At 55.4% G+C, this 24000-nt stretch carries 18 protein-coding genes; 4 read left to right on the top strand and 14 right to left on the bottom strand.

Annotated elements, in window-relative coordinates; translation table 11 throughout:
• Nucleotides 1–95 precede the first annotated feature (95 nt).
• The 6 genes from MKZ07_RS32605 to MKZ07_RS32580 form a co-directional block, all read right to left on the bottom strand.
• A complete protein-coding gene (locus tag MKZ07_RS32605; RefSeq protein WP_442792455.1) occupies nt 96–1673 on the bottom strand; it encodes a flotillin family protein in 1578 nt (525 codons plus the stop codon).
• A 2-nt stretch (nt 1674–1675) separates the two neighbouring features.
• The gene (locus tag MKZ07_RS32600; protein ID WP_036696670.1) at nt 1676–2209 is read right to left on the bottom strand and encodes a hypothetical protein; all 534 of its coding nucleotides are present in this window, start codon (nt 2207–2209) and stop codon (nt 1676–1678) included.
• A gap of 178 nt (nt 2210–2387) precedes the next feature.
• Nucleotides 2388–3551, bottom strand: coding sequence for an iron-containing alcohol dehydrogenase (locus MKZ07_RS32595; RefSeq protein WP_341029625.1), 1164 nt, complete (start codon nt 3549–3551; stop codon nt 2388–2390).
• A gap of 423 nt (nt 3552–3974) precedes the next feature.
• On the bottom strand, nt 3975–5558 hold the full coding sequence (locus MKZ07_RS32590; RefSeq protein ID WP_036696665.1) for a UDP-glucose--hexose-1-phosphate uridylyltransferase: 1584 nt from the start codon (nt 5556–5558) through the stop codon (nt 3975–3977).
• 81 nt (nt 5559–5639) lie between these two features.
• On the bottom strand, nt 5640–6626 hold the full coding sequence (gene galE / locus MKZ07_RS32585) for a UDP-glucose 4-epimerase GalE (protein ID WP_036696662.1): 987 nt from the start codon (nt 6624–6626) through the stop codon (nt 5640–5642).
• Between the two features lies 1 nt (nt 6627).
• A complete protein-coding gene (locus tag MKZ07_RS32580; RefSeq protein WP_036696660.1) occupies nt 6628–7806 on the bottom strand; it encodes a galactokinase in 1179 nt (392 codons plus the stop codon).
• A 235-nt stretch (nt 7807–8041) separates the two neighbouring features.
• Here MKZ07_RS32580 and MKZ07_RS32575 point away from each other — a divergent pair, with 235 nt between their 5' ends.
• Nucleotides 8042–8899 (top strand): AraC family transcriptional regulator, encoded by an 858-nt coding sequence (locus MKZ07_RS32575; RefSeq protein WP_036696657.1) that lies wholly within the window; start codon nt 8042–8044, stop codon nt 8897–8899.
• 103 nt (nt 8900–9002) lie between these two features.
• Here the strand turns inward: MKZ07_RS32575 and mgrA are convergent, their stop codons facing one another.
• The 4 genes from mgrA to MKZ07_RS32555 form a co-directional block, all read right to left on the bottom strand.
• The gene (gene mgrA, locus MKZ07_RS32570; protein WP_341029621.1) at nt 9003–10007 is read right to left on the bottom strand and encodes an L-glyceraldehyde 3-phosphate reductase; all 1005 of its coding nucleotides are present in this window, start codon (nt 10005–10007) and stop codon (nt 9003–9005) included.
• Nucleotides 10008–10068: 61 nt separating this feature from the next.
• On the bottom strand, nt 10069–10809 hold the full coding sequence (locus tag MKZ07_RS32565; protein WP_036696652.1) for an NAD-dependent protein deacylase: 741 nt from the start codon (nt 10807–10809) through the stop codon (nt 10069–10071).
• A 39-nt stretch (nt 10810–10848) separates the two neighbouring features.
• Nucleotides 10849–11619 carry an HAD family hydrolase gene (locus MKZ07_RS32560; RefSeq protein WP_036696649.1) on the bottom strand — a complete coding sequence of 257 codons (771 nt, stop codon included), beginning with the start codon at nt 11617–11619 and terminating at the stop codon, nt 10849–10851.
• 48 nt (nt 11620–11667) lie between these two features.
• Nucleotides 11668–12417, bottom strand: coding sequence for an alpha/beta hydrolase (locus MKZ07_RS32555; RefSeq protein ID WP_341029619.1), 750 nt, complete (start codon nt 12415–12417; stop codon nt 11668–11670).
• Between the two features lie 210 nt (nt 12418–12627).
• On the opposite strand from MKZ07_RS32555, the gene MKZ07_RS32550 reads away from it, so the two are divergent.
• Both MKZ07_RS32550 and ilvD read left to right on the top strand, forming a co-directional pair.
• Nucleotides 12628–13668, top strand: a complete 1041-nt coding sequence (locus tag MKZ07_RS32550) for an acyltransferase family protein (protein WP_036696644.1) — start codon at nt 12628–12630, stop codon at nt 13666–13668.
• A 260-nt stretch (nt 13669–13928) separates the two neighbouring features.
• Entirely contained in the window at nt 13929–15614 is a 1686-nt protein-coding gene (gene ilvD, locus MKZ07_RS32545; RefSeq protein ID WP_036696641.1) for a dihydroxy-acid dehydratase, read from the top strand.
• Between the two features lie 352 nt (nt 15615–15966).
• Here ilvD and MKZ07_RS32540 read toward each other — a convergent pair whose 3' ends face one another.
• Nucleotides 15967–17337, bottom strand: coding sequence for a polysaccharide deacetylase family protein (locus MKZ07_RS32540; RefSeq protein ID WP_341029616.1), 1371 nt, complete (start codon nt 17335–17337; stop codon nt 15967–15969).
• A gap of 223 nt (nt 17338–17560) precedes the next feature.
• Between MKZ07_RS32540 and MKZ07_RS32535 the strand changes: the two genes are divergently transcribed.
• Nucleotides 17561–18808, top strand: a complete 1248-nt coding sequence (locus MKZ07_RS32535; protein ID WP_076158738.1) for an AI-2E family transporter — start codon at nt 17561–17563, stop codon at nt 18806–18808.
• Here MKZ07_RS32535 and MKZ07_RS32530 read toward each other — a convergent pair.
• The 3 genes from MKZ07_RS32530 to MKZ07_RS32520 form a co-directional block, all read right to left on the bottom strand.
• Complete coding sequence (locus MKZ07_RS32530; RefSeq protein WP_341029614.1) at nt 18757–20574, bottom strand: peptidoglycan D,D-transpeptidase FtsI family protein; 1818 nt, start codon at nt 20572–20574, stop codon at nt 18757–18759. The two genes, MKZ07_RS32535 and MKZ07_RS32530, sit on opposite strands and share 52 nt — an antisense overlap.
• A 324-nt stretch (nt 20575–20898) precedes the next feature.
• A complete protein-coding gene (locus MKZ07_RS32525; protein ID WP_084648975.1) occupies nt 20899–22968 on the bottom strand; it encodes a methyl-accepting chemotaxis protein in 2070 nt (689 codons plus the stop codon).
• 45 nt (nt 22969–23013) lie between these two features.
• The gene (locus tag MKZ07_RS32520; protein WP_036696635.1) at nt 23014–23973 is read right to left on the bottom strand and encodes an acetylxylan esterase; all 960 of its coding nucleotides are present in this window, start codon (nt 23971–23973) and stop codon (nt 23014–23016) included.
• Between the last annotated feature and the right edge of the window lie 27 nt (nt 23974–24000).

Raw genomic sequence — 24000 nt, 5'->3', positions numbered from 1 at the left:
AGCGCGAATGATAGGGAAATCTCTGTTGCGCGGCTCATATTAAAAAAGGTACGGCCGGCGGTTATTGCTGCCTGCCATACCTTGGTGATTTGCTCTTATCCTTCAGGATGTTCCGAAGGTTGTACCGGAGTGACCGGTGCAGCCGGTGCTGGTCTGGTGACGACAGAGGTTATGGGTGCTGCTGTGTGTTTGACAACCTCATTCTTATCAGACTTGCCCTTGGTCAGCCCTTTGATCAGCGCCTCGACATCAATTCCGGACACGCTCTTCAGCATCTCAGGGGCTGTGGACATCAGTTGGGTCACATAATTACTGACACGTGCAGCTCCTTCACCGTTGCCGGTATCCACCACAGTCAGCTTGTCGATAGACGCCAGCGGCTCGGCAATCTTCCCGGCCAGCTCAGGCAGCATTTTGACGATAATATCGAGAACCGCCGCTTCCCCGAATTTCTGGAAGGCTTCTGCCAGCTTCTCCTTGGCTTCCGCTTCGGCCAGACCGCGCAGACGGATAACCTCGGACTCTGCTTTACCTTTGGCCAGCTCTGCATCCGCAATTGCCTGACCTTCCAGACGCTTCTGCTCGGAGGTTGCCTTAGCCTGAGTCTCAATACTGTACTGCACGGCATCGGCTTCACGCATGCGCTTGGCCTTGTCGGCTTCCGCCGCCTGCTCTACCGCATAACGGTCTGCTTCCGCTTTCTTCTTCACTTCAGCGTCATACTGCTTCTCGCGTACCTGGATTTCCTTGGCCTGGATATCGATTTCGCGTTCCTTGCGGACCAGCTCAACCTTCATCTGCTCTTCCACCACGGTCTGCTTGGCACGCGCCTCCTGAATGTGGTACGCCTGGTCGGCTTCCGCCTTGGCGGTATCCTGGTCACGCTTGAACGCGGCTACCTTGAGCTGATTCTCCTTCGAAGCTTCGGCAATATTGGTATCACGCAGCAGCTCCGCCTTCTGCCCCTGCTCCTCGGCATTGGCCTTCTGAATCCGCGCGTCACGGACAGCTTCCGCTTCGGCAATCTCCGCATCACGCTTCACTGCGGCAATCCGCGGTTTACCCAGCGCTTCCAGGTATCCGTGCTTATCACGTACATCCTTGATGGTAAAAGAGACAATCTGGAGTCCCATCTTCTTGAGGTCACGGGCGGCAACACCCTGAACCTCCTGGGCGAAACGGTCGCGGTTACGGTAGACCTCTTCTACGGTCATCGTACCGAGGATCGCCCGCAGATGTCCTTCCAGCACTTCCTGCGCTTCACTCTTCAGGGATTCAATCGGCTTGCCCATGAACTGCTCGGCTGCCGTTGCCACATCTTCCGTGGAGCTGCCTACCTTGATGATGGCGACCCCGTCGGCAATGACCGGCACGCCTTGCTCCGTATAGACCTCCGGGGTCGTCACATCGAGCTTGTGGGAGAGCAGAGACATGAACTCCGCCTTCTGGAAGACGGGCAAAATGAATGCACCGCCGCCGCGGACGATTTTGATTTTGCGGCCGGAGCCGTCATCTGATATATGATTGTTGCCCAGGAAGGAACCGGTGACAATCATGCCTTCATCCGGGCCAACCGTCTTGTAACGCGCCCAGAAGGCGAGTCCGAGAACAAGCAGTACAGCGATTACTATCGCAGGTATAAATAGGGATTCAGGAATATTTTCTAGATTCATCATCAATCCACTCCTTTTCTCTCTTCGAATTCAGACACAAGTGCTACACCTTCACGTACCTCAACTACTACAACCTTGATCCCGGCCGGCAGTGCATGCTGCTCGAAGCTGGCCGCCGTATGCAGGCTGTTGCCTGCACCGAACTTCACCATAATCTCACCGTAGCCCACGCCGGGGACCGGGACGGTAACCTCACCGATTCTCCCCGGCAGTTCACTCATGGAGAAGCCGTTCGACATTTCGCTGTTCCTCATTGGCTTCACCACCACCAAATGCATCAATACGCCCATGAATGCCGCAACCAGCAGGGACAAGGCAAGAATCACGCCATCTTCCAGTCTGCTGTAGCGGTTAAGCAGCATACCTGCTCCACCGAATACAGTTATCCCTCCTGCCAATAGGGTAGGATTCAGGAAATCAAAGGATACGATGTCAAAAATCCCGTCCAGAGCACTCCCAATCAGGTCGCCTACCACTACACTGACTACAGCAAAAAGAATGCCCAGCGCCAAACAGCCCAAATACAGCGTTTGCATGTTAGTCTCCTCCCGTCATTACTTCCGGACTGTCATACTAGGTTAAACGCAACTGCCATGCCCTTGGTTTCACAAAGTTGGGTATTGCTCTCATTAATGTATGCCGGGAGCGGGAAAATTAACAGACAAAAGAAGCCGCCCCCGTAGATGGGGAGCGGCTTTACTATCGATGGCTAGCTTACAAAGCCAGCTTATAAATTTCAACAACGTCCTGACGCTCCAGCTTGCGGAAGTTGCCGAACGGGCCGAAGCGGACCGCCTTGTCAGCCATACTGCCGATTTCGCTGTCGTCGATATCATAATCGCCGAGAGTCTTCGGAGCACCAATGGAATCCCAGAAGCTGCGGAGCGCTTCAATGCCTTCGAGGCCGGTCTGCTCATCGGTCTTGCCGGCAGGGTCAATACCGAACACGTTCACAGCCAGCTGGCGGAAGCGGGCAGGATTCGTGCTGAGGTTATATCTCATCCACTGCGGGAAGAGAATCGCCAGGCCGCCGCCGTGGGGAATATCATACACAGCGGATACGGCATGCTCAATGTTGTGCGTAGCCCAGTCACCGGCAAAGCCCATACTGACCATTCCATTCAGCGCCATCGTCCCGCAATACATAATGGTCTCGCGCAGCTCGTAGTTGTTCAGATCCTCAATCAGCTTAGGAGCCGTCTCAATCACGGTGCGAAGCAGACTCTCCAGGAAGCCGTCCTGTAAAGGCGTATTGCTGTCAGTATGGAAATAATGCTCCAGCGTATGGGACATGATGTCCACCATACCGTACACTGTCTGGTCGCGCGGCAGAGAGAAGGTGTTCTCCGGGTCAAGGATCGAGAAGGCCGGATAGGCATGGATGCTGCCCCAGCCCATTTTCTCCTTGGTCACTTCATTGGTGATCACCGAGCCGTTGTTCATTTCCGAGCCGGTCGCTGCCATTGTCAGTACGGTTCCCAGCGGAAGTGCACCTTGAGGAGCGGCCTTGCGTTCTACAAAGTCCCACATATCCCCTTCATATTTTGCCCCGACAGCCACTGCCTTGGCACAATCCAGCACGCTGCCGCCGCCGACGGCAAGAATCAGGTCAATGTGATGCTCATGGCACAACGCTACACCTTTATGTACCGTCGAGAGACGCGGATTCGGCTCCACTCCGGCAAGCTCGGTAACTACGGCACCAACCGCAGCCAGCTCAGCAATGACGTTGTCGTACAGGCCGCTGCGCTTAATACTGCCGCCGCCGTACATCAGCAGTACGTTCTTACCGTATTTCGGCACCTCGGTACGGAGTGACTGCAATGTTCCCTGTCCGAAAATAAGCTTGGTAGGGTTATAAAATTCAAACTTGCGCATATGGGTAAACCTCCATGAGTATGTGAATGTGAAGCACTTGTCTATTATAGTCCTACTGCTTGGCGCATTCAAATCGAGCCGGACCGAGACAGCAAACCTTACTCCTCTACCCGTAAGTTGGACTGAGATTCCGTTATGTTGGCAAATTTGATCAAATGACAGGATATACGGACTGAGATTCCGTTAAGCGTCCTGATATCCGTCATTTTGCGCTCAAATGAACAAGATTAGCGCTTCTCACTCCGCTTCATCATTATTTATTAGTTTCTGAGGGATACAACGTCTTCTCAGTCCGTTTCACCCGCAGGCTTCAGTAATTAACCCACAATAGAGAGGAATATCCTCATTTCCCAATGATAAAAAATGCCCCCGCCAGATCCGGCAGGGACAGTACATTTTGCAAACATTAAGTTAAGTAAGGTCTCAGTTAAAACCGCTGCTGTTCAAGAACCGGCGGAAGGCCGCCTGCCCTTCCGGCGTGCGTTTGTAGACTCCGGCATGTTCCAGAATGTGAGTGAACTTCGTACCCACTTCATTCTGAATGGTCTTTACCGCTTCTTCGCGGTTCAGGGAGGTGCCGAAGCGGCTTACCAGTTCGGTAATCCAGGAAGTGTGCAGCGCCAGCGGATGCTCCTGGCCCTTGCTCTGGACATCTCCGAGAAGCGCGGTATCTCCTGCCAATATGCCAGCGATGGCGTCAAGCTCTTCCTTGAGCCGTCCCGGCAGAATCGCCAGACCCATCACCTCAATGAGGCCGATGTTCTCCTTCTTGATATGGTGCATCTCCCGGTGCGGGTGGAAGATCCCTTCGGGATATTCTTCGCTGGTCCGGTTGTTGCGCAGCACCAGATCCATCTCGTAGCCGCCGTCCTCTGCCCGGCGCACGATAGGGGTGACGGTATTATGCGGCACGCGCTCTCCATCCTCTTCACTGAATGCCAGCACTTCGGCGGAGGGATCGCTGTACGTCTTCCAGGATTCGTAGATATGGTTGCCTGCCTCCAGCAGCACCGCCGGATCTTCGGCATGCATCCGCAGCACGGACATCGGCCACTTCACAGTGCTTAAGCTGACACCGGGATATGAGGCATGTGTGAAGGTATCCTCTTTGGGTGCCTTCTGGATCGGGAACGTATGCCGTCCGCCCTGGAAGTGGTCATGCGTCAGAATGGAGCCGCCGACAATCGGCAGATCGGCATTCGAGCCAATGAAATAATGCGGGAAGGCTTCCACGAAGCTAAGCAGACGCTTCAGCGTATCCTTCGTCAGCTTCATCGGCACATGATCATGGTGGAACACGATGCAATGCTCGTTATAGTAGACATAAGGCGAGTACTGGAAGAACCACTTCTCGCTGTTCATCGTGAGCGGGATCACGCGCAGGTTCTGACGCGGCGGGTGATTGACCCGTCCGGCATAGCCGACGTTCTCGCGGCAGAGCTGGCACTTCGGATAGACCGGAGGAGGAAGCAGCCGGGCCATGGCGATTTCCTTCGGGCTTTTCTCCGGCTTGGAGAGGTTGATCGTCATCTCAATATCCCCGTACGGCGACTCCTGAAGCCAATACACATTCTTCGCTACACGGTCCATACGGATATAGTTAGAATCAATGCTCAGCTTATAAAAGCGGTCCGTTGCCGCCTGCACGCCCTGCTCCGCCCGGATCGCGGCGAACTCCGCATTCACCTCAGACGGGCGGGCCATGAGCAGGCCCATAATCTTGGCATCCAGCAGGTCGCGGTACGTATCCGTATTCTCCGGGATCAGCCCAAGACTGAACCCGTAATCAATCAGCTGGTCCAGCGGGGCCTGCGGGCTGTCCAGCGGACCTTCAGTGAACTCACCGGGATACGGCTCGCTGAAGCCGAACTGGTCCAGTAGTTCATTACGGCTGTAATCCACATCTGCGGGCTGGATAAGTCCCGTATGTCCGGCAAACAGAACCAGCTGTTCAATCGCATACAGCGCCTTCTCAGCGGCAGCAGCCGTACTATTATCGTTCTGCATTTCATTTCTCCTTCTATGGTGCCTTATGCGGCGCTTTACATTCTGTCTATTTCACCTTCGGGCAATAATTAGCCCTGCTGCTTACTCCCCGTACCCTTGCGGATTGGCGGAGTGCCAGCTCCAAGCGCTCTGAATAATGCCTTCCAGATCGGCATGCTGCGGGTCCCAGCCCAGAACCTTCCGGGCTTTGTCAGAGGAAGCGACGAGCACTGCCGGATCTCCGGCGCGGCGGTCCTGAACCACAACCGGAATATCCAGGCCGGTAACCTTCTTCGCAGTCTCAATGACCTGCTTCACAGAGAAGCCCAGGCCGTTGCCAAGGTTGAAGATATTGCTCGCACTGCCGCTGCGCAGATAAGTTACTGCACGGACATGCGCATCCGCCAGATCGCTGACATGGATGTAGTCGCGTACGCAGGTTCCGTCCTCTGTCGGATAGTCTTCCCCGAACACAGCGATATTCTCGCGCTGCTTCAGCGCAGCCTGGAGCACCAGCGGAATCAGGTGGCTCTCCGGACGGTGGTCTTCGCCGATCTTGCCGCTGGCGTGTGCGCCTGCAGCATTGAAGTAGCGCAGCGCTACGTATTTGATGCCGAGCACTTTGTCGAACCAGGCCATCATGCGTTCCATGGTCAGCTTGGTCTCGCCGTAGACATTCGCAGGCTCGGTACGGTCGGTCTCTTCGATAGGCACCTTTTCCGGTTCGCCGTAGGTGGCGGCAGTGGAGGAGAAGACGATTTTATCCACACCGGCATGCTGCATGGCTTCGAGAAGACACTGCGTTCCATAGACATTGTTATCGTAGTATTTAACCGGGTCCTTCATGCTCTCGCCCACCAGGGAGCTGGCTGCGAAGTGAATTACCGCTTCGATCTCATTCTCGGAGAACAGCTTCGCCAGCAGCGCCTTGTCGCGCAGGTCACCCTCGTACAGCTTGCCGCCCAGCAGCGCCTCCCGGTGCCCTGTCAGCAGATTGTCAATCACCACAACCTCTTCCCCGCGGTCCAGCAGCTCTGCTACTGTGTGTGAACCGATGTATCCTGCGCCGCCCGTTACCAGAATCGCCATCTTATTTCACTCCTTTCAATTCTTCCACGCCGTTGCCGATGCCGCATACATAGAATTCGCCGGTCAGACCGGTTCTGTTCTTGTAGGCTTCCCCAACTTCCGTTATGAACCGCTGCACATCATCCTCGTGTACCAGCGATACCGTACATCCCCCGAATCCTGCGCCGGTCATCCGTGAGCCCAGTGTGCCCGGAATGCGCTGCGCTTCTTCCACCATCACATCCAGCTCCTCGCAGCTGACTTCATAGAGGTCGCGGAGGGAGACATGGGAGTCATTCATGTACAGGCCGAACTGCTTCAGATCATTGTTCTTCAGCACCTCCACGGAGTCAAGCACACGCTGATTCTCCTCTACCACATGGCGGGCCCGGCGCTTTACAGTTTCATCCGTAATTTTGTCCTGCAAAAGCTCGAACTGCTCTGGCTTCACCTCAGCCAGATAGGACAGGGATGGAACCTCCTGCTTCAGAATAGCGAGCGCCTCTTCACATTGGCTGCGGCGCTCATTATACTTCGAGTCCACCAGGCCGCGCTTCTTGTTCGTGTTGCCGATGACCAGCTTATAGCTGCCCGTCACGAAAGGTACGAGGCTGTATTCCAGCGTATCGCACATCAGCAGGATGGCCTGGTCGCGCTTGCCGTTGGCCACAGCGAACTGGTCCATGATCCCGGAGTTCACGCCGACATACTGGTTCTCCGCGCGCTGGGACAGCAGAGCGATCTCCACCGTATCTGTGTCACCGCCAAGCAGCGTCAGGAAGGCGAAGCCGGTCACTACCTCAATCGAAGCGGAAGAGGACAAGCCCGAGCCGTTAGGAATCTCACCATGGAACAAAAGATCGTAGCCCCCGGATACCGGGTGACCCTTCTTAGCCAGCTCCACCATTACGCCGACCGGATAGTCCACCCATTCGCCGGTCTTGGCTGCACCGATGTCACTGAAATCGATGGAAGCTTCATAAGGGAAATTCGTGGATGCGAATTGAACCTTGCCGTCTGTACGCGGGCGCACGATCAGGGTGGTTCCGAAGTCCAGGGCTGCCGGGAAAACATAACCTCCGTTGTAATCCAGATGCTCTCCGATCAGATTCACGCGGCCCGGTGCGTAGAATACCCGCGCGGCTTCCCCGCTCTCCCCGTACTTCTTGATAAATGTACTGTTAAGTTCCTGTATGCTCATTATTGACACTCCATCCTTTCGCTGCTTGTGCTGGGACTTTGGATTATAGCTTGCGTCCTTCATGCTTACATTATAATAAAATCAGACTTGCCCTGATAATGCAATCATGTGTGCAATATATGGACAAATGTGACTTTCGTCTCTGAAGAGACTATACTCGGTAAGAAGAAAAGTGAACGGGCGCTCCCTATGCACTTAGCTATGGAAGCGTTCTGCTCAGGAAAGGCGGCTTGCAGTGCAACATACCTATTCAGTAGGATCAAATCCTGTATATTACGATAAGCAGCTGCTGCATGTACTTTTTGCGGGAGAGAGCCAGACCCTCCCGCTGCATCAGGCGGGTCCCAAGATCTACGATTACTATCTGCTCCATTATATTGAATCAGGCTCCGGGGTCTTCCGGACTGAGCAGCACACATACGAGCTGGGGGCCGGGGACTGCTTCCTGATCCACCCGGGCCAGCTGGTCAGCTATATTTCAGATCAGCTGGAGCCCTGGCGTTACCGCTGGGCCGCCTTCACCGGCGCTGATGCCGGGCAGCTTGCGCAGCAGGCGGGCTTCGCTCCGCTCGCCCCGGTGCTGTCTACCGCAGGCGGCAGTGTAATTCCCGGAGCGCTTGCCGGGATGATGTCCGCCTTCTATGCCAATAAGGAGAGCGCCGCCCTAACCTCTCTGGGTTACCTGTACCTCATCGCAGGAGAAGCGGCGGAGCTGCTGGTCTCCTCCTCCCGGCTGCCGGGTGCGGAATCACAGATCAAGCGGACAGTGAAGCAGATGATTCATTACATGGCTTCTCAGTATGCCCATCCGGTCTCAATTGAACAGATGTGCGGCAGTCTGGGCTATAACCGCGCTTATCTCTCCCGCATCTTCAAGCAGGAGACGGGGCTCTCTCCGGTCACTTACCTGCTGAAGCTGCGGGTGGAGAAGTCGCGCCAGCTGCTGCGTGAACGCCCCGAGCTGTCCGTAGAGCAGGTAGCGGCATCGGTCGGACTGACCGATGCCCTGTATTTCTCCCGGCAGTTCAAGCGCTTCTACCGCCAGTCCCCCACCGCTTACCGCCAGGCTACAGTGAACCCTGGAGAGAAATAGCCATATCGCCTAGAGCAACAGCCCGTCTCCTGAACAGGAAGCGGGCTGCTTGCGTTGTAATCTGTGGAAGCTGGACCTTAAGGCAACTCTTAGGTTGAGCGCCTTAGGCTTCACCCTCTGTCTTAAGGATCGTCTCGATCCGTTCCAGCTCCTCCTGCGTGAAGTCACTATGGGACAGCGCGGCGATATTCTCTTCGATCTGGCTGACCCGGCTGGCGCCGATCAGCGCCGAGGTGATCCGGCCGCCGCGCAGCGTCCAGAGCAGGGCGAACTGGGCCAGACTCTGCCCGCGCGCTACCGCCATCTGATTCAGCGCGTGGATTCTGCGCAGCACCTCCGGCGTAATCCGGCTCTCATTCAGCGCAGCCGAAGGTCCGGCTGCCCGGGAATCTCCAGGGATGCCGTTCAGATATTTATTCGTCAGCAGACCCTGCGCCAGCGGCGTGAAGGCAATACTGCCTACCCCATGCTCCTCCAGCACCTCCTGAAGCCCGCCTTCAATCCAGCGGTCCAGCATGGAATACCTCAGCTGGTGAATCAGCAGCGGAGTGCCCAGGTCTTTCAGAATCGCAATAGCCTGCCGGGTCTGCTCCGCCGAATAGTTCGATAAGCCAATGTACAGCGCCTTGCCTGAGCGGACAGCATGATCCAGCGCTCCCATCGTTTCCTCCATAGGTGTCTCCGGGTCCGGGCGGTGGGAGTAGAAGATATCCACATAATCCAGTCCCAGCCGCTTCAGGCTCTGGTCCAGACTGGACAGGATATATTTACGTGACCCCCAGTCCCCATAAGGGCCGGGCCACATCGTATATCCCGCCTTGGTCGAGATTACCAGCTCGTCACGGTACGGCGCGAGATCCCGGGCCAGCACCTTGCCGAACAGCTCTTCCGCCGATCCGGCCGGAGGCCCGTAGTTATTCGCCAGGTCAAAGTGGGTAATCCCGAGATCAAAAGCGCGGGTAATCATCTCACGGCCGTTCTCATAAGCATCAATGCCGCCAAAATTATGCCACAGGCCGAGTGAGATGGCCGGAAGCTTGAGGCCGGACCTGCCGGTGCGGTTGTAACGCATCCCTTCATACCGTTCATCACTAGCCACATATACCATGTTAATCCCTGCCTCTCGTTTCTCTTTTGTGAATACCCTTCTTTTAAAAAAAGACTGGGCGTTAGCCCAGCAGTCCCTGCACTCTACCCAGCACCTCTCCGATCCGCTCTGTAATAATCAGATCTGCATGATCGTCATACGGGGTAGGCTCGCCGTTAAGCAGTACAGTATTCTGCCCCCTGAAGTAAGTGACCAGGCTTGCAGCAGGCTGAACGGTAAGCGAGGTACCGCCGATAATCAGCAGATCCGCCGCTGCAATGGCATCCACGGCTTCAACCAGCACTTCATGATCAAGCGCTTCCTCATAGAGCACCACATCCGGCTTGATGATGCCCCCGCAGTCCTCACAGCGCGGCACAGAGCCTTCCTGCCCCAGCCATTCCTCCAGACCGTAGTAGCGCTGGCAGCCCATGCAGTGATTGCGGTGGATAGAGCCGTGCAGCTCCAGAACCCGGCGGCTGCCCGCAATCTGATGAAGGCCGTCGATATTTTGCGTAATGACCGCCTTCAGCCTGCCGCTCTCCTCCAGCTCCGCAAGCAGACGGTGGGCCCCGTTCGGCTTCGCTCCGGGATGAATCATCTTGCTGCGGTAGAAATCAAAAAAAATGTCCGGCGAGGACATAAAAAAGCTGCGGCTGAGCATCACCTCAGGCGGATAGGGAGAGTTGTGCTGTGTCTGGTACAGGCCGGCTGCCGAACGGAAGTCCGGGATGCCGCTCTCCGTCGATGTTCCGGCACCGCCGAAAAAGACGATATTATTGCTTTTTTGAATCCAGGAAGCCAGTAGCTGTAATTGTTCCATGATCTACACCTGTCCTCTCTGTACCTATTCGTCATGCATTCAGATCGTTATGCGGAGCGCCGGATAGCCGGATACCACAATGTCCGCATCCAGCAGATGGTCTGCCCCTCCGTCCGGTGAGATTCCGACCGCAAGCCGCAGGCCCGCCCCCCGGCCCAGCTGCATATCCGCATTGCTGTCACCGATAATAACCGCCTCTTCGGGCAGCAGCCCGAGCTCCCGGCAGGCCTTCTCGGCCATTTCCGGTGCAGGCTTGCCGTATTTCACCTGGTCTCGGGTAACCAACACCCCGAAGTATTCTGAAATACCAAGCCATTCCAGATGCTCGCGGGTGGTGGACAGATTGTCTGAGGTCACAACGCCAAGCTTCAGGGAAGCAGCGGCACACTGCTCCAGGAATGGCAATAATTCCGGCATAGGTACAGCCGTACGGCGGCGGCGAAGCTCATTCATGGCCTCCTTGGAGATGGCATTCACGCGCGTCACCGCTTCATTCCAGGGTACACCCGCTGTATAGAGCTGCCAGGCCAGAATCCCGGTGGATTCCTCAGCCGTTGCCATGGACAGCGGACCGGCGGGATCATAACCGGTAATTCGTCCAGAAGCATCATGCGTCGTCCCCAGCACCGAAGCCAGATTGGCTCCCGTTACGGGCCTGCTGCCAATCAGAGTCAGCTGGCTGCCCAGCCCCTCAAGCACCAGCTCAGCCCAGCTGCCCCAGGTAGCCAGGAGATCAAGCAGCGTGCCGTCCTTATCGAACAGGATGCCGCTTACGGGAACGGAGAGTTCATTGATGTGCAATACAGGCATTCCAGCGCTCCTTCCGCATACGTTATATTACTTCAGGTATTCGTTAGTTCATTTGCTCTGGCGGAGATTCCCCAGCCAGTCCAGCATCGCCCGGACAGTCCGTGTCTGTTGTTCTTCTTCAGTAATCGTAGCGGTTCCGTCACCCTTTTGCGCGCCATAGCTGCCGAATTGGGCATGGTTACCGCCGTCAACCGACACATATACGGTATTGCCCGGCAAATAGGAACGTCCTTTGTTATAGCTCTTCTGGTCGACGACTTCATCCTGCGTACCAAGCACAGACAAGACGGACAACGTAGTGTCCTTCAGACTGCCTTTCTCATCGGGATACGAGGCCAGAAAAAAAACGCCTTCCAGTTGGCCGGCATGATCCGCAGCGAAGCGTGAAGCCATTACGCCGCCAAGCGAATGTCCGCCCAGGACGAAGGACTGCTTCGGATGCACGCGGATAATATCTTCGGCGGCACCCCCTTTGATTACAGCCAGATTAAGCGGCATTCTGGCAATGTAGAACGGGTGACCGGCTGCGGCAACTTTACGGGCCAGCGGCGCATATGCTTCCGCCTTGACCAGTGCTCCCGGATAAAAGATCACGGCGGTGCCGAGCACCACTGAGGGGTCGAACGAGATCCAATTGTCATTCTGTTCAACAGTGACTCCCCCGGCAGAGATCAGGGCGGTTTCAGCCCGTGCCTCCGGCTTATACGGGGTCAGATACCTCCATATAAACACTCCCGCCACCAGTAGAACCAACACCACTCCAATAAGCACACGGCGTCTGATTATATTCTTTTTCATTAGTGTTCACTCCCGATTCCTGCATACTGAAAATTATACGGGAATCGGTGAATTCAAACAACCTTCAAGACTTCGCCACATCTGGCCCCAGACATTTCCAATGATAGGCTTGCTATTGTGATGTATTTCACAATTTATTGTCCGGAAATCATGTATTTTAAAATTAAAGTATCAACCCCCTGCAAACCTAATTTCATTGGAGGTTACGTCATGACCCGGGAAAGCCCGTTTGACACGCGCGGAGAGACTTTCTTTCTTAACCTGCGCTTCATGCTCATTGTAACTGTCTTTGTGGCCAATGCGATCGAACCCCTGATTCAAGAAATGAGCGGACTTCACACGCTTTACCAGTGGATCTTCAGTTTTCACATGCCGCTGTTTGTACTGGTGACCGGATACTTTGCCCGTTCAAGCTTACATGGAGCGCCTGGACGCAAGGTACTCCTGCAGATTGCCCTGCAATATGTTATTTTTCAGAGCCTCTACTCCCTACTTGACGCCTCCCTGTTTCATGTCAATAATATACAGCATTCGTTCTTCGCTCCTTATCTGCTGCTCTGGTTCCTGGCCAGCCACATCTGCTGGCGCCTGCTGATGCTGGGCATGAGCCGCTGGACCCGCAGCGCCCAACTGGCCTTCGCTGTTACCGCAGGGGTGGCCGTAGGTTATCTGCAACTGGTCGGGATCTGGTTCAGTATCAGCCGTACCTTTGTCTATCTGCCCTTTTTTGTGATCGGGTATCATTTCTCCTTCGGGGCTTTCGTGAAGCTGTATCAGCGGTATGTCAAAAGCATTGCCGCCGCCGCTTCGCTCCTGCTGCTCCTTGCTATCGGCCTGCTTGGCGGCGATCTCCCTATGGGCTGGCTATACGGCAGTATGACCTATATGCAGCTTGGCGCCCATGAATGGTATGCAGGTCTGTTCCGGCTGGCGGTTTATGGCCTGCAATTCATCGCCTCCCTGGCATTTTTGGGCCTGGTGCCTTACGGGTTAAGCCGCATGACCGGTCTGGGACGCCGCACTCTCTATGTTTTTCTACTACATGGCTTTGTGGTCCGCACGGCGGTGATTTCCGGCCTGTATGCCTATATCGGCAACCCCGCCGGAGCAGCTCTGCTGCTCGCCGGTGCAGTAGGATGTACGGTTCTGCTCGCCCAGCCTGCGGTCAGACGTCTGTTGAACCCGCTCGTGGAGCCGTCCGTAGACTGGATGATCTCCCTGCAACGTGCCGCCATCCGGCGCTCTCTATAAGAATGAAGCTGCTACGCTATATCAATTTGCCGAAGTCTATCCTATACGAAATAGGCTTCTTTCTGTATATTAGCCCAGACTTTACATGCGTGACCCGCCGACAAACTTCACATTGTCCGGTAGAAAAAAGAGCTTTTTTGTGATAGACTCTCTATTAACGTTCGTAACCAATCACCGCAGGCTACGTATATTTCGGGATTGCAATGCGTTAATGCGGCACTATATTCGCTTCACCAATACCGTTAGGGGGAAAAGTCATCATGGCAAACAAGAAAATGCGATCAGATATGATCAAAAAAGGCTTCGACCGCGCTCCTCACCGCAGCCTTCTGCGGGCAGCAGGCGTTAAAGAAGAGGATTTCGGCAAACCGTTCATCGCGGTCTGCAATTCCTATATCGATATTGTTCCGGGTCACGTGCATCTGCAGGAATTCGGCAAAATCGTGAAGGAAGCCATCCGTGAAGCCGGCGGGGTTCCGTTTGAATTCAATACAATCGGCGTAGATGACGGTATTGCCATGGGTCATATCGGTATGCGTTATTCGCTGCCAAGCCGCGAGATCATTGCCGACTCTCTGGAAACGGTAGTATCCGCGCACTGGTTCGACGGTATGGTGTGCATTCCCAACTGTGATAAAATCACCCCGGGCATGATGATGGGCGCGCTGCGCGTCAATATCCCGACGATCTTCGTCAGCGGCGGGCCGATGAAGGCCGGCGTAGACAGCAAAGGCAAGAAGCTCTCCCTCACTTCCGTATTTGAAGGCGTTGGCGCCCATCAGGTCGGCAAGATCAATGACGCTGAGCTGCTTGAACTGGAACAATTCGGCTGTCCTACCTGCGGATCATGCTCCGGTATGTTCACTGCCAACTCCATGAACTGTCTGGCCGAAGCTATGGGCCTTGCGCTTCCGGGCAACGGCACGATCCTGGCCGTAGCCGAAGAACGCAGAGACTTCGTCCGCAAATCAGCAACCCAGCTCATGGAGCTGATCAAGCTGGACCTGAAGCCGCGTGATATCGTAACCCAGGAATCGCTGGACAATGCCTTCGCACTCGATATGGCTATGGGCGGTTCGACCAATACAGTGCTGCATACCCTGGCACTGGCTCAGGAAGCCGAAATCGATTATCCGCTGGAACGCATCAACGAAGTAGCCAACCGGGTTCCTTACCTGGCCAAGCTGGCTCCGGCCTCCGATATCTTCATCGAAGATGTGGACCGGGCGGGCGGCGTAAGCGCCGTGCTGAACGAATTACTGAAGAAGCCGGGTGCAATCTTCGGTGATTGCATGACGGTTACCGGCAAGACATTGGCCGAGAATGTAACCGGTCATGAGATCCAGGATACCTCTGTTATTCATACCATCGACAACCCCTATTCCCAGGTAGGCGGACTGGCTGTACTCTATGGTAACCTGGCGCCGGAAGGCTCCATCATCAAAGTCGGTGCCGTGGATGCTTCTGTTGGCGGCTATCATAAAGGACCTGCCATCTGCTTCGACTCCCAGGAGCAGGCACTGGAAGGCATCGCGAACGGCAAGGTCAAAGAAGGCCATGTAGTCGTTATCCGTTATGAAGGTCCGAAGGGCGGACCGGGCATGCCGGAAATGCTGGCTCCGACTTCGCAGATCGTCGGCATGGGTCTTGGCGCCAAGGTCGGCCTGATCACGGACGGACGCTTCTCAGGTGCCTCCCGCGGAATCAGTATCGGCCATATCTCGCCGGAAGCGGCTGAGGGCGGCCCGATCGCTTTTGTAGAGGATGGCGACATCATCGAGCTGGACCTCAATAACCGCAAGATCGAGCTGCTGGTTGACGAGGAAGTGCTGGCGGTCCGCCGCCAGGGCTGGAAAGAATTCGAGCCGAAGGTGAAGACTGGTTATCTGGCCCGTTACTCCAAGCTGGTTACCAATGCAAGCAAAGGCGGCGTGCTGAAGATCTAATCGTTAGAGCCGCAGTTTCAGCCCGGGGCCTAAGCGGGAGAGATAAGTAATGAGGATAACAGCAGTTCCAATCGCGAATGCGGCCGGGGCTGCTGTTTTTTGTTGCAGGAATTACAACCTTGGGCGCAAGTGGACCAGGTATCTGGAGGAATTGTTGTATGAACTACATCAATGATCACGCTAAGAAGTGAATTGGTAGAGGAATACTGTCTTTTGTGCAACAATTGCGCGTTGTTGCCCCTTTGAGGAGTAAAATGTTGCATAATGTGCAGGAACTAAAAAACCGCCAGCCCAGATAGGCCAGCGGAGATCTGTAATCAATATAAGTGCTGTATACTGCTTATGCTCGTCTTCAATGAACTGCCGTTGCTCCAGGCAGCTCAGCTTCAAGCGTCAGCTCCTCTTCGTGTACCCGCTCCACCGGCTTCTGCGGCCGCCGCTGGTTCATCTGGTTCAGCAGCTGCGACACCGGCATCAGCATCATCTTGGGCACCAGCACCTCACTGCGCACCTTGAGCCTTGCCCCGCCTGAGGGGTGGATGACGCTCAGCAGAACACTGAGATAGAATTTGGTTGAGCGGGCGAACAGGCCGCTGGGCAGGTCTACCACCATGAAGCCGAATTTCTCCGGCCCGCGGTTGATCATGCTCACGCCGTAGAGCGCCTTGGCCTCGGCCAGCTCGAGTTCACCGGCAATATGCACTGCAAGCAGCGGCAGATCCTTCTCCATCCGGCGGATCATGCGGATCGCCAGCTGTGCCGGAGAACGGGAATGAACCCCCAGCTCGAATAGCTGCCTGTTGTCGATATGCAGCTCAATGACCTTGTCGCCTTTGCTCAAGGTCTCGCCGTTGTCCATCAGCACCGTATTGCCCTGATACTTGCGCAGACGGTAATGCAGGAACGGATCTGCCGGCGTGATCGTCTTGAGCTGGAACATTAGCTGGAACAACTTCTCCCACGCCAGCCACAATCCGACAAGCAGCCGCTTGCCGAAGGACAAATGCGTGATCGGAGAGCGCTGCACCGCCTTGATCATCTCGTCAATCCGGACGCTGCTCAGTCCGCGACGCTCGGCTTCGGCGAGCATCCGCTCCAGCGCAATCAGCATATGCTCCGGTGCATTCGGATCGGCGCCCATCGTCGTCCCGCAGTCATGCAGCAGCAGCACCTCACCCGGACCGAGCTTCGCAATGAGCTTCTCGGTCAGCTTTTCCGCTCCAAGCTTCTCCTTCCAGTCGCCGAACATCGCCGACCACAATACAATCTGCACCTGACGGCGCTTGGAGAAGTCGAACAGGTTCACGATCCCCCAAGGAGGACGGTAATAGGTGCTGCGCTCGCCGGTAATGGAGAAGATGATCTCGTCTGTCTGGTCAATCTGCTTCCTCACCGTGGCGGGACGCATGAGCCAGTTCGTCTTGTGCACATAATTATGAATTCCGATCAAATGCCCTTCGTCATGCATTCGCTTGATGATCTCGGGATGCTGCTCCGCGTGGGAGCCAACGACAAAGAATGTCGCCTTCGCATCGTAGCGTTTAAGCAGATCGAGCAGCAGAGGTGTGTAATGCGGGTCAGGCCCGTCATCAAAGGTTAGACCATAATCCGTACGCCCAATCCCTTTGCGGAAGACACGATATCCAAATAAACGGCTGATCATTCCGGGAATAAAAGCATAAAAAGTAGAGATATAAAATAGCCAGAGCAGCAAAGTCTGCATGTACAATCACCGCTTTTCCAGAGTTGACTTTGGCTCGCCCTACGTCTGATAGGAGATAGATGTGATACGGCCAAGTAGAGTAAGTAGAAGCGACAGCTTTAAAAAACATCACCTCCTAGTTTAACACAGCTGTCAAAGAAATAGACGTTTTTTATTAAAATCGTGTACAATGAGTTGAAGTGTCGGTTACAAATTTTTCTTCACAAAGGGGTCGTTTAAATCTATGCTGCCGCTGTACAAAAAATATTGGCGCACCTTTTTCGACATTGGACTGCTTGTTCTAACTGTATATTTAGTGATGCTCGGCTTCAGCAAATTGTACCAGCTGGCTGCGCCGGTGTTCCTGTCGTTTTTTGTGTTTCTGCTGATTGAGCCGCTGGCCCGCTTCCTGAACCGCAAGGGTATGGCTAAGCCCTTCGCCTCCGCGATCTCTGTAGTCCTCTTCCTGGTCATCCTGCTAGGCGTACTATTCGGTGCCGGACTGCTGATTACGACCCAGGCGATTCACCTCCAGAATAATCTGCCCAAATATACATACGTGGTCCAGCAGCATTTCACAGAGACTACGACCTATCTTCAGCACAAAATCGATTCGCTTCCATCAGATGTGACGGATAAGCTGAACGGTTATTTCACAGATGCCACTAATATTCTCTCGAAGTGGATGGTCGCCTTCTTCAAATATATGGTCGGAGTGCTTGGCTCTTTCTCTTCCTTTATGGCTAATTTCGGGATTGCGATTATTCTCGCCTTTTTCCTCAGTATGGAGATCAAGGACTGGCGCAGAATTGCTCACGAGAAGCTGCCGAAGACGTTCAAGACAGCCTACGCCTTCCTGCAAGGGAATGTGTTCAAGGCGATCGGTTCTTATATCAAAGCACAGATGATCCTGATCAGCATCACCTTCGTCATCATTCTGGCTGGTCTGCTGATTCTCCAGACGGGCAATGTGCTCACCATAGCGCTGGTCTGCGCCGTGGTCGATCTGCTGCCGCTGCTCGGGGTACCTGCGGTGCTGATCCCTTGGATCATCTACCTGTTCATTGTCGGCAATACGTCACTGGCCATCGGGCTCATCGTTCTGCTCGCGGTGGTAATGGTAGTAAGACAGCTGCTGGAGCCCAAAATCACAGGGAATTCGATCGGTGTCTCCTCGGCCTTCCTGATGCTCTCCTTCGTGATTCTGTCCTCCTCCCTGTTCGGCATAGCAGGACTCATTCTGTCGCCGATTCTGCTGATTCTGCTCAAGGAGCTGCTCCAGCAGGGATATCTCCAGCAGTGGATCTATCTGCCGCAGGAGGAGTTCGTCGTCTCGCCCTTCGCGGCCTCGGGGACACCTACGGCAGGCGCTCCCGTAAGCAGCGGAGACGGTCCGGCCGGGAATGCCGGGTCTAATGCAGAGCCTGCCGGTCCAGGCCCTCAGGCGCCGGTTGATCTGCCTTCCAGACCCGACAACAGGTCGAACACCTGACCGAATAGGCGGGTGGCAGCCTGCGGACTGTCTGGAGCCACATTCTCTATCGCCACAGACACCGCATATTTCGGCTGGTCCACCGGACCATAGCCGATGAACCATTGGTTATTGCGCGGTGTGCCATGTACCAGCGTCTGAGCCGTGCCTGATTTGCCGGCGAGCGGCCAAGCGGAAGGCTTCAGCATGCGGCCTGTGCCCTCTGTGACTACGCTGCGCATCATGCCCAGCAGCACTCGGGCAGTGGCCGGAGAGATCCGGCCCTCCGGCGCAGGCGCCAGATGTCCCGGAAGCTCCTTAAGCGTCTGTCCATTAGCAAATGCAACCCGCTCCAGAATTCGCGGCGCTCTCACCTCGCCGCCATGCAGCAGTGTGACGACCAGATTCGCCGCCTGCAGCGGAGTGATCCGTACATCGCGCTGGCCGATCGCCGTCTGGACTCTCGCCCCGCCGTCATCCGGCAGGAGCGTGGTGAAGATGGTTCCAGGCTGCTCCCCGGCCAGCGGCCGGAGCAATGGCAGACCGAGCGTATTCTCCGACTGCCACCCGATGCTCCGGCCCAGTCCCAGGGCAAGCGCAGTAGCTTGGAGCTTCACACCGCTCAAGCGCTCGGCCAGCGTAGCAAATACAGTATTACAGGACACGGCGAACCCTTGCTTAAGCGAGAGGGCGCCGTGTCCTTTGCCGTGCGGACAGGACAATCCGTATTTCGCATACGCTCCTGCACAGAAGAAGGGCTCCTCCGGTGTGGTCAGCCCGGCTTCAAGCGCCGCAGCGGCCGTAACTATTTTGAAGATGGAGCCTGGGGCTGCCGCTTGAAGAGCACGGTTGTTCCATTCTCCGCCGTGCGGTGAGACCTGCTGCGGATTGTAGAACGGTAAGGAGACCATCGCTGCGATATCACCGCTCCGGCTGTCCATGACCACAATCGCCCCTTCCTTCACCCCTGCTTCCGCCGCCAGCTTCTCAATACTCTCCTGAAGCTTCAGATCAATTGTGGTATATAAAGACAGCGGATAATAGGGGTTGCCCGGCGCTTTGACTGTGATCGGGCTGCCCGGAACCCGTTTGCCGCGTGCATCAACCTGGGCAACGGCCTCCGTGTGCCCCACCCCCTGAAGCAGCGGCTCCAGCGTCTTCTCCAGCCCGTCTGTGCCGGTTCTTGGAATTCTCAGTCCTGTGGGGGATTGGGTGATAGCTTCCCCCGAAGCTTCAGACAGATAACCGAGCCACTGGCGGCCGGAGGCAGCCCCGTTATATCTGCGGGCAAAAGGCAGCGCCTTGACGCCTTCGATCGCAAGCGCCTCTACTTCTCTAGCCTGCGGCAGAGTCAGGGCCAACGGACCGGTGCCTTGGCCGGAAGGCCAGAGCAGCGGCTCCTTCAGCCCTAGCCGTCTTGCTTGCAGCTGACTGTAGCTGACGCCGAGAATCTCCGCCAGCCGGTGAAGCTGCTGGTCATCGTTATATTCACCGGCACCATGATGCCGGTGAAGCTCCTCCTCCGGCGGGAACAGCGCAGCCGTCCAGACCGTCTCTCCGGCCAGCGCTTCCCCGTTCTTCGCATACAGCCGCCCTCTTCCGCTATCCAGCACGGTTTCCCGCTCACTTTGCAGCTCTGCCATCTGAGCTACTGTGTAGCGGGTGCCGCTTACTACGCTGTCCTTCAACAGCAGCTGTACCCAGGCCAGCCTGATCATCAGGCCCGCCAGCAGCATGCACAGGATCAGGCAACCCCAAAATATACGTTTATGAATTAGCTTGTGCAATTGCTATTCCTCCATCAAGTGGGCTGCAGAACCATGGCTAATATTATACCCACCTAATGAAGCAAAATAACCCTAACGGGTGAACGATGCTGATGCCTCATACCACGTACTGGCAGCGCTTCACGTTTCTCCGTCTGCTTTCATCCTGGCGGGCGTCAGCGTTAACCAGAGGGAGCGTGGATATCACACGCCCCGCACCTGTCCAATGTGATCGATTTTTCGATTACATTGGGTCCGCGCACTCCCGACCCGCCCAATATGTTCGTTTTTTCGCATACAAAAAAACCGCCCTCCATGTAGAAAGGCGGTTTAAATAAGTTAGGCTCACACGTTGAACTTGGATAATCGCTCCCGCAGTCTGGAGGAAGCATTCTCCAGCTTACTGGAGAGGGTAACCAGATACTCGCTTACATTCTCCTGTTCACCGGTCAGGGAGGCTACCTCTTCAGAGGCGGCCGAGGATTCTTCGGCGAAGGAGCTGACATTGCCTATAGTCTCTGACAAGACTTGCTGCGAGTGGTTCAGGCCATCAATCGAAGAAGTTACCGAATCCAGCCTGGTGATCAGCTGATGCATCTGCCCCTGTACACTAATGAAGATCTCACTGGTGTTCTGAACATAGTCCATCTGCTCCCCGAACAGCGGCGCAACCCCGGATAAGGCGTCTACCGTCTCATGCATATCCCGCATGATCCGGTCCGTAATCTCGCCCACAACGGCAATGGAACGCTTGGACTGCTCCGCCAGCTGGCGGATTTCATCGGCGACCACCGTGAAGCCCTTGCCCGCTTCGCCTGCCCGCGCCGCTTCAATAGTAGCGTTCAGCGACAGAATATTGGTCTGCTGGGTGATGCTCTGCATGACCTCCAGCACCTGAATGACCGATGAGGCGGTATCCTTAAGTTCATTCACCTTAAGAACCAGCTTGCCTGTCCTGTCGCCAGTCTCTTGTGTTCTGCCCAGCAGCTCCTGCAGCTTGATTACCCCTTCTGCACTGGCTTGCTCCACGCTGTGCGCGGTTCCGCCAATCTCATGTGCCACTGCAATGACGGCTTCCATCTGCTCCGAGATCTGAGCAGTCATCTCATTCCCCCGGTCCGCTTCCAGCGAGAGACTGCCTGCACCTCCGGCAATCTCTTCCGTGGCTGCGGCAATATCCTTCGCTGCCACCGCTGTGTCCCGGGAGGCGTTGCCAAGGGCTTCCGCTGCTTCCGTAACTTCACGCGCGGTCTCATTGGTGTGGACGACCAGCTCTGTAATCTGCTCCATCATCAGGTTGAAGGAGCCGGACAGCTGGCCTATCTCATCACGGGTGACGACATCAGTGCGTACGCGCAGATCCCCGTCTGCCCCCTTGACCATCAGATCCCGCAGCCGTGACAGCGGACGCGAGACCATCCGTACCATCCAGAGTCCAATCAGCACGGCAACAGCGGCAGCGGCTGCCACTGCTATGTAGGTCGTGTTAAGAATACGTTCCGCATCCTTGGTCAGATTGCCGGAAGGCACCACACCAAGCAGTCTCCAGCCGGAGGTATGCAGCGTGCCGTAGACGGCAAGTATGGATTTGCCCTTCTCATCCTTGGTCGGCAGAGAGCCGGAGGTATCACTTAAGCCCTTGAACAGAGTGCCGCCCAGGCGCAGATAGGTGTCCGTCTCCTCTTGCTGGGAAGAGGCGATCAGCTCATCTGTGGCCGTCAGCAGCTGGATATAGGAACCCGGACCCAGATCAACCATTTTCAGCTGGCTGTCAAGCTCTGTAGTCTTAATATCGCAGACTGCCAGATAACCGGAGTGACCCGCTTCCGCCGCTACAGACTTAGCGAAACGCACCACTCCTGCGGCCTCTCCCTGCTTCAACGCTTCGGTAATCCACTGGCTCTGCGGCTTCTCCTGCAACTGCTTGTACCATGCTGCATCACGGATCGCCGCCAGGAAATCATTATCCACTTCACCAGCTCCGGCCGCGGGCAAGACTTCATTCAGCGGAACCAGATACACTGCCTGCACCCCGGGTACAGCCGTGAGCCATTGATTGAGCTCCCCGTTAATCGTCTTGGACAGCTCTGTGCGCTTCGCTGAATCTGAGGCAGCAAGACCTTCCAAGGCAATTGCCTGTTGAATATCATCATTGTAGAACAGCTGACCCAGATTATCTTCATAGCGCAGCAGGATCACATCCAGCTTCTCTGCCGCCTGCTCCACGGTCTGCTGATTAGCGGACAATGCATTGTTCTCAATCGTATGTCTGGCCACAGAGTAAGAAATATACCCCAGAGACAGCACAATTCCCATCGTCGCGATGAAAAACACCAGAAAGAGCCGCATCCCCAGCGACTTGGAGGGATGCAGCCGAGTAAGAATAGATGTACTGCGAACTGTTGACTTGCTCAAAAAATCACCGCCAGATTCTATGTATTCTTGAACGGAAGGAACCCGTTACAAGGTCATGAACATCTGAAGCGTCCGATCAGAAAGATAGGGAAGATATTCATGACCATACTCATGATATACTAACAGATCTTTTACGGCTGTGATTTTGTTGTATGCGGCGAATTGTGTAGATGGCGGACAGACCGTATCGATAAGACCGGTTACCCATAATACCCTGCCCTGTATACGTCCGGCTAAATTCTGGATGTCAATATAACCGAGCCGGTTAAAAATCTCTTCCTCCCGCAGATGATGCGGATCAAAGAAGCGGAAGTAATAGTTAATCTCCTCATAAGCAGAGGTTGTAATATCCAGCGCCCAGGCTCCTTTGTAATCAGAGAGGAACGGATAGACCGGAATGGCCAGCCTGATCCTTGGCTCCAGGGCAGCGCAGGCAACCGTGAGTGCACCGCCTTGGGAACAGCCGAACGCACCCACCCGCTCGGGGTCCACCTCCGGCATAGTCATCAGAATCCGCGCCGTCTGGACCGTATCCAGAAACACGTTGCGGTAATACAGCTTGTCGGGGTCCGGATCATCGATGCCCCGAATGATATGGCCGCGGACAGTCGTTCCCCGGACGGTCAGATTATCCTCGGACAAGCCGCCCTGCCCCCGGCAATCCATGGCCAGCACGCTGATTCCGTGAGCAGCGTAAGCCACCTTCTCCATCCAGTCCCCGCTGTCGCAGGAATAGCCGTGGAACATTACAACTCCGGCACCTTGGCCTGCTCCTGCCTTCTTCGGTCTTGCATATTTACAGTGCACTCTGGCACCGCCCACTCCGGTAAAATGCAAATGAAAACACTCAGCAAGCTCACTGGTAAATTCAGCAGGTACAAGTTCATAAGCCAGTGTCTGGTCATCCAGCTCTTGAAGTGCACGCTCCCAATAAGCATCAAAGTCACCGGGCTTCGGGCTGCTGCCCTGATAATCCAGCAATTGCGGTAGTGCTCTTTGGTTCATCTGAGCGTCTCCTCTCCGGTTGTCACC

It is taken from the genome of Paenibacillus sp. FSL P4-0338 (assembly GCF_038002365.1).
Classification (GTDB): domain Bacteria; phylum Bacillota; class Bacilli; order Paenibacillales; family Paenibacillaceae; genus Paenibacillus_AQ.
Note: the sequence above shows the minus strand (reverse complement) of the source record. Positions and strands in the feature narration are given on the sequence as shown.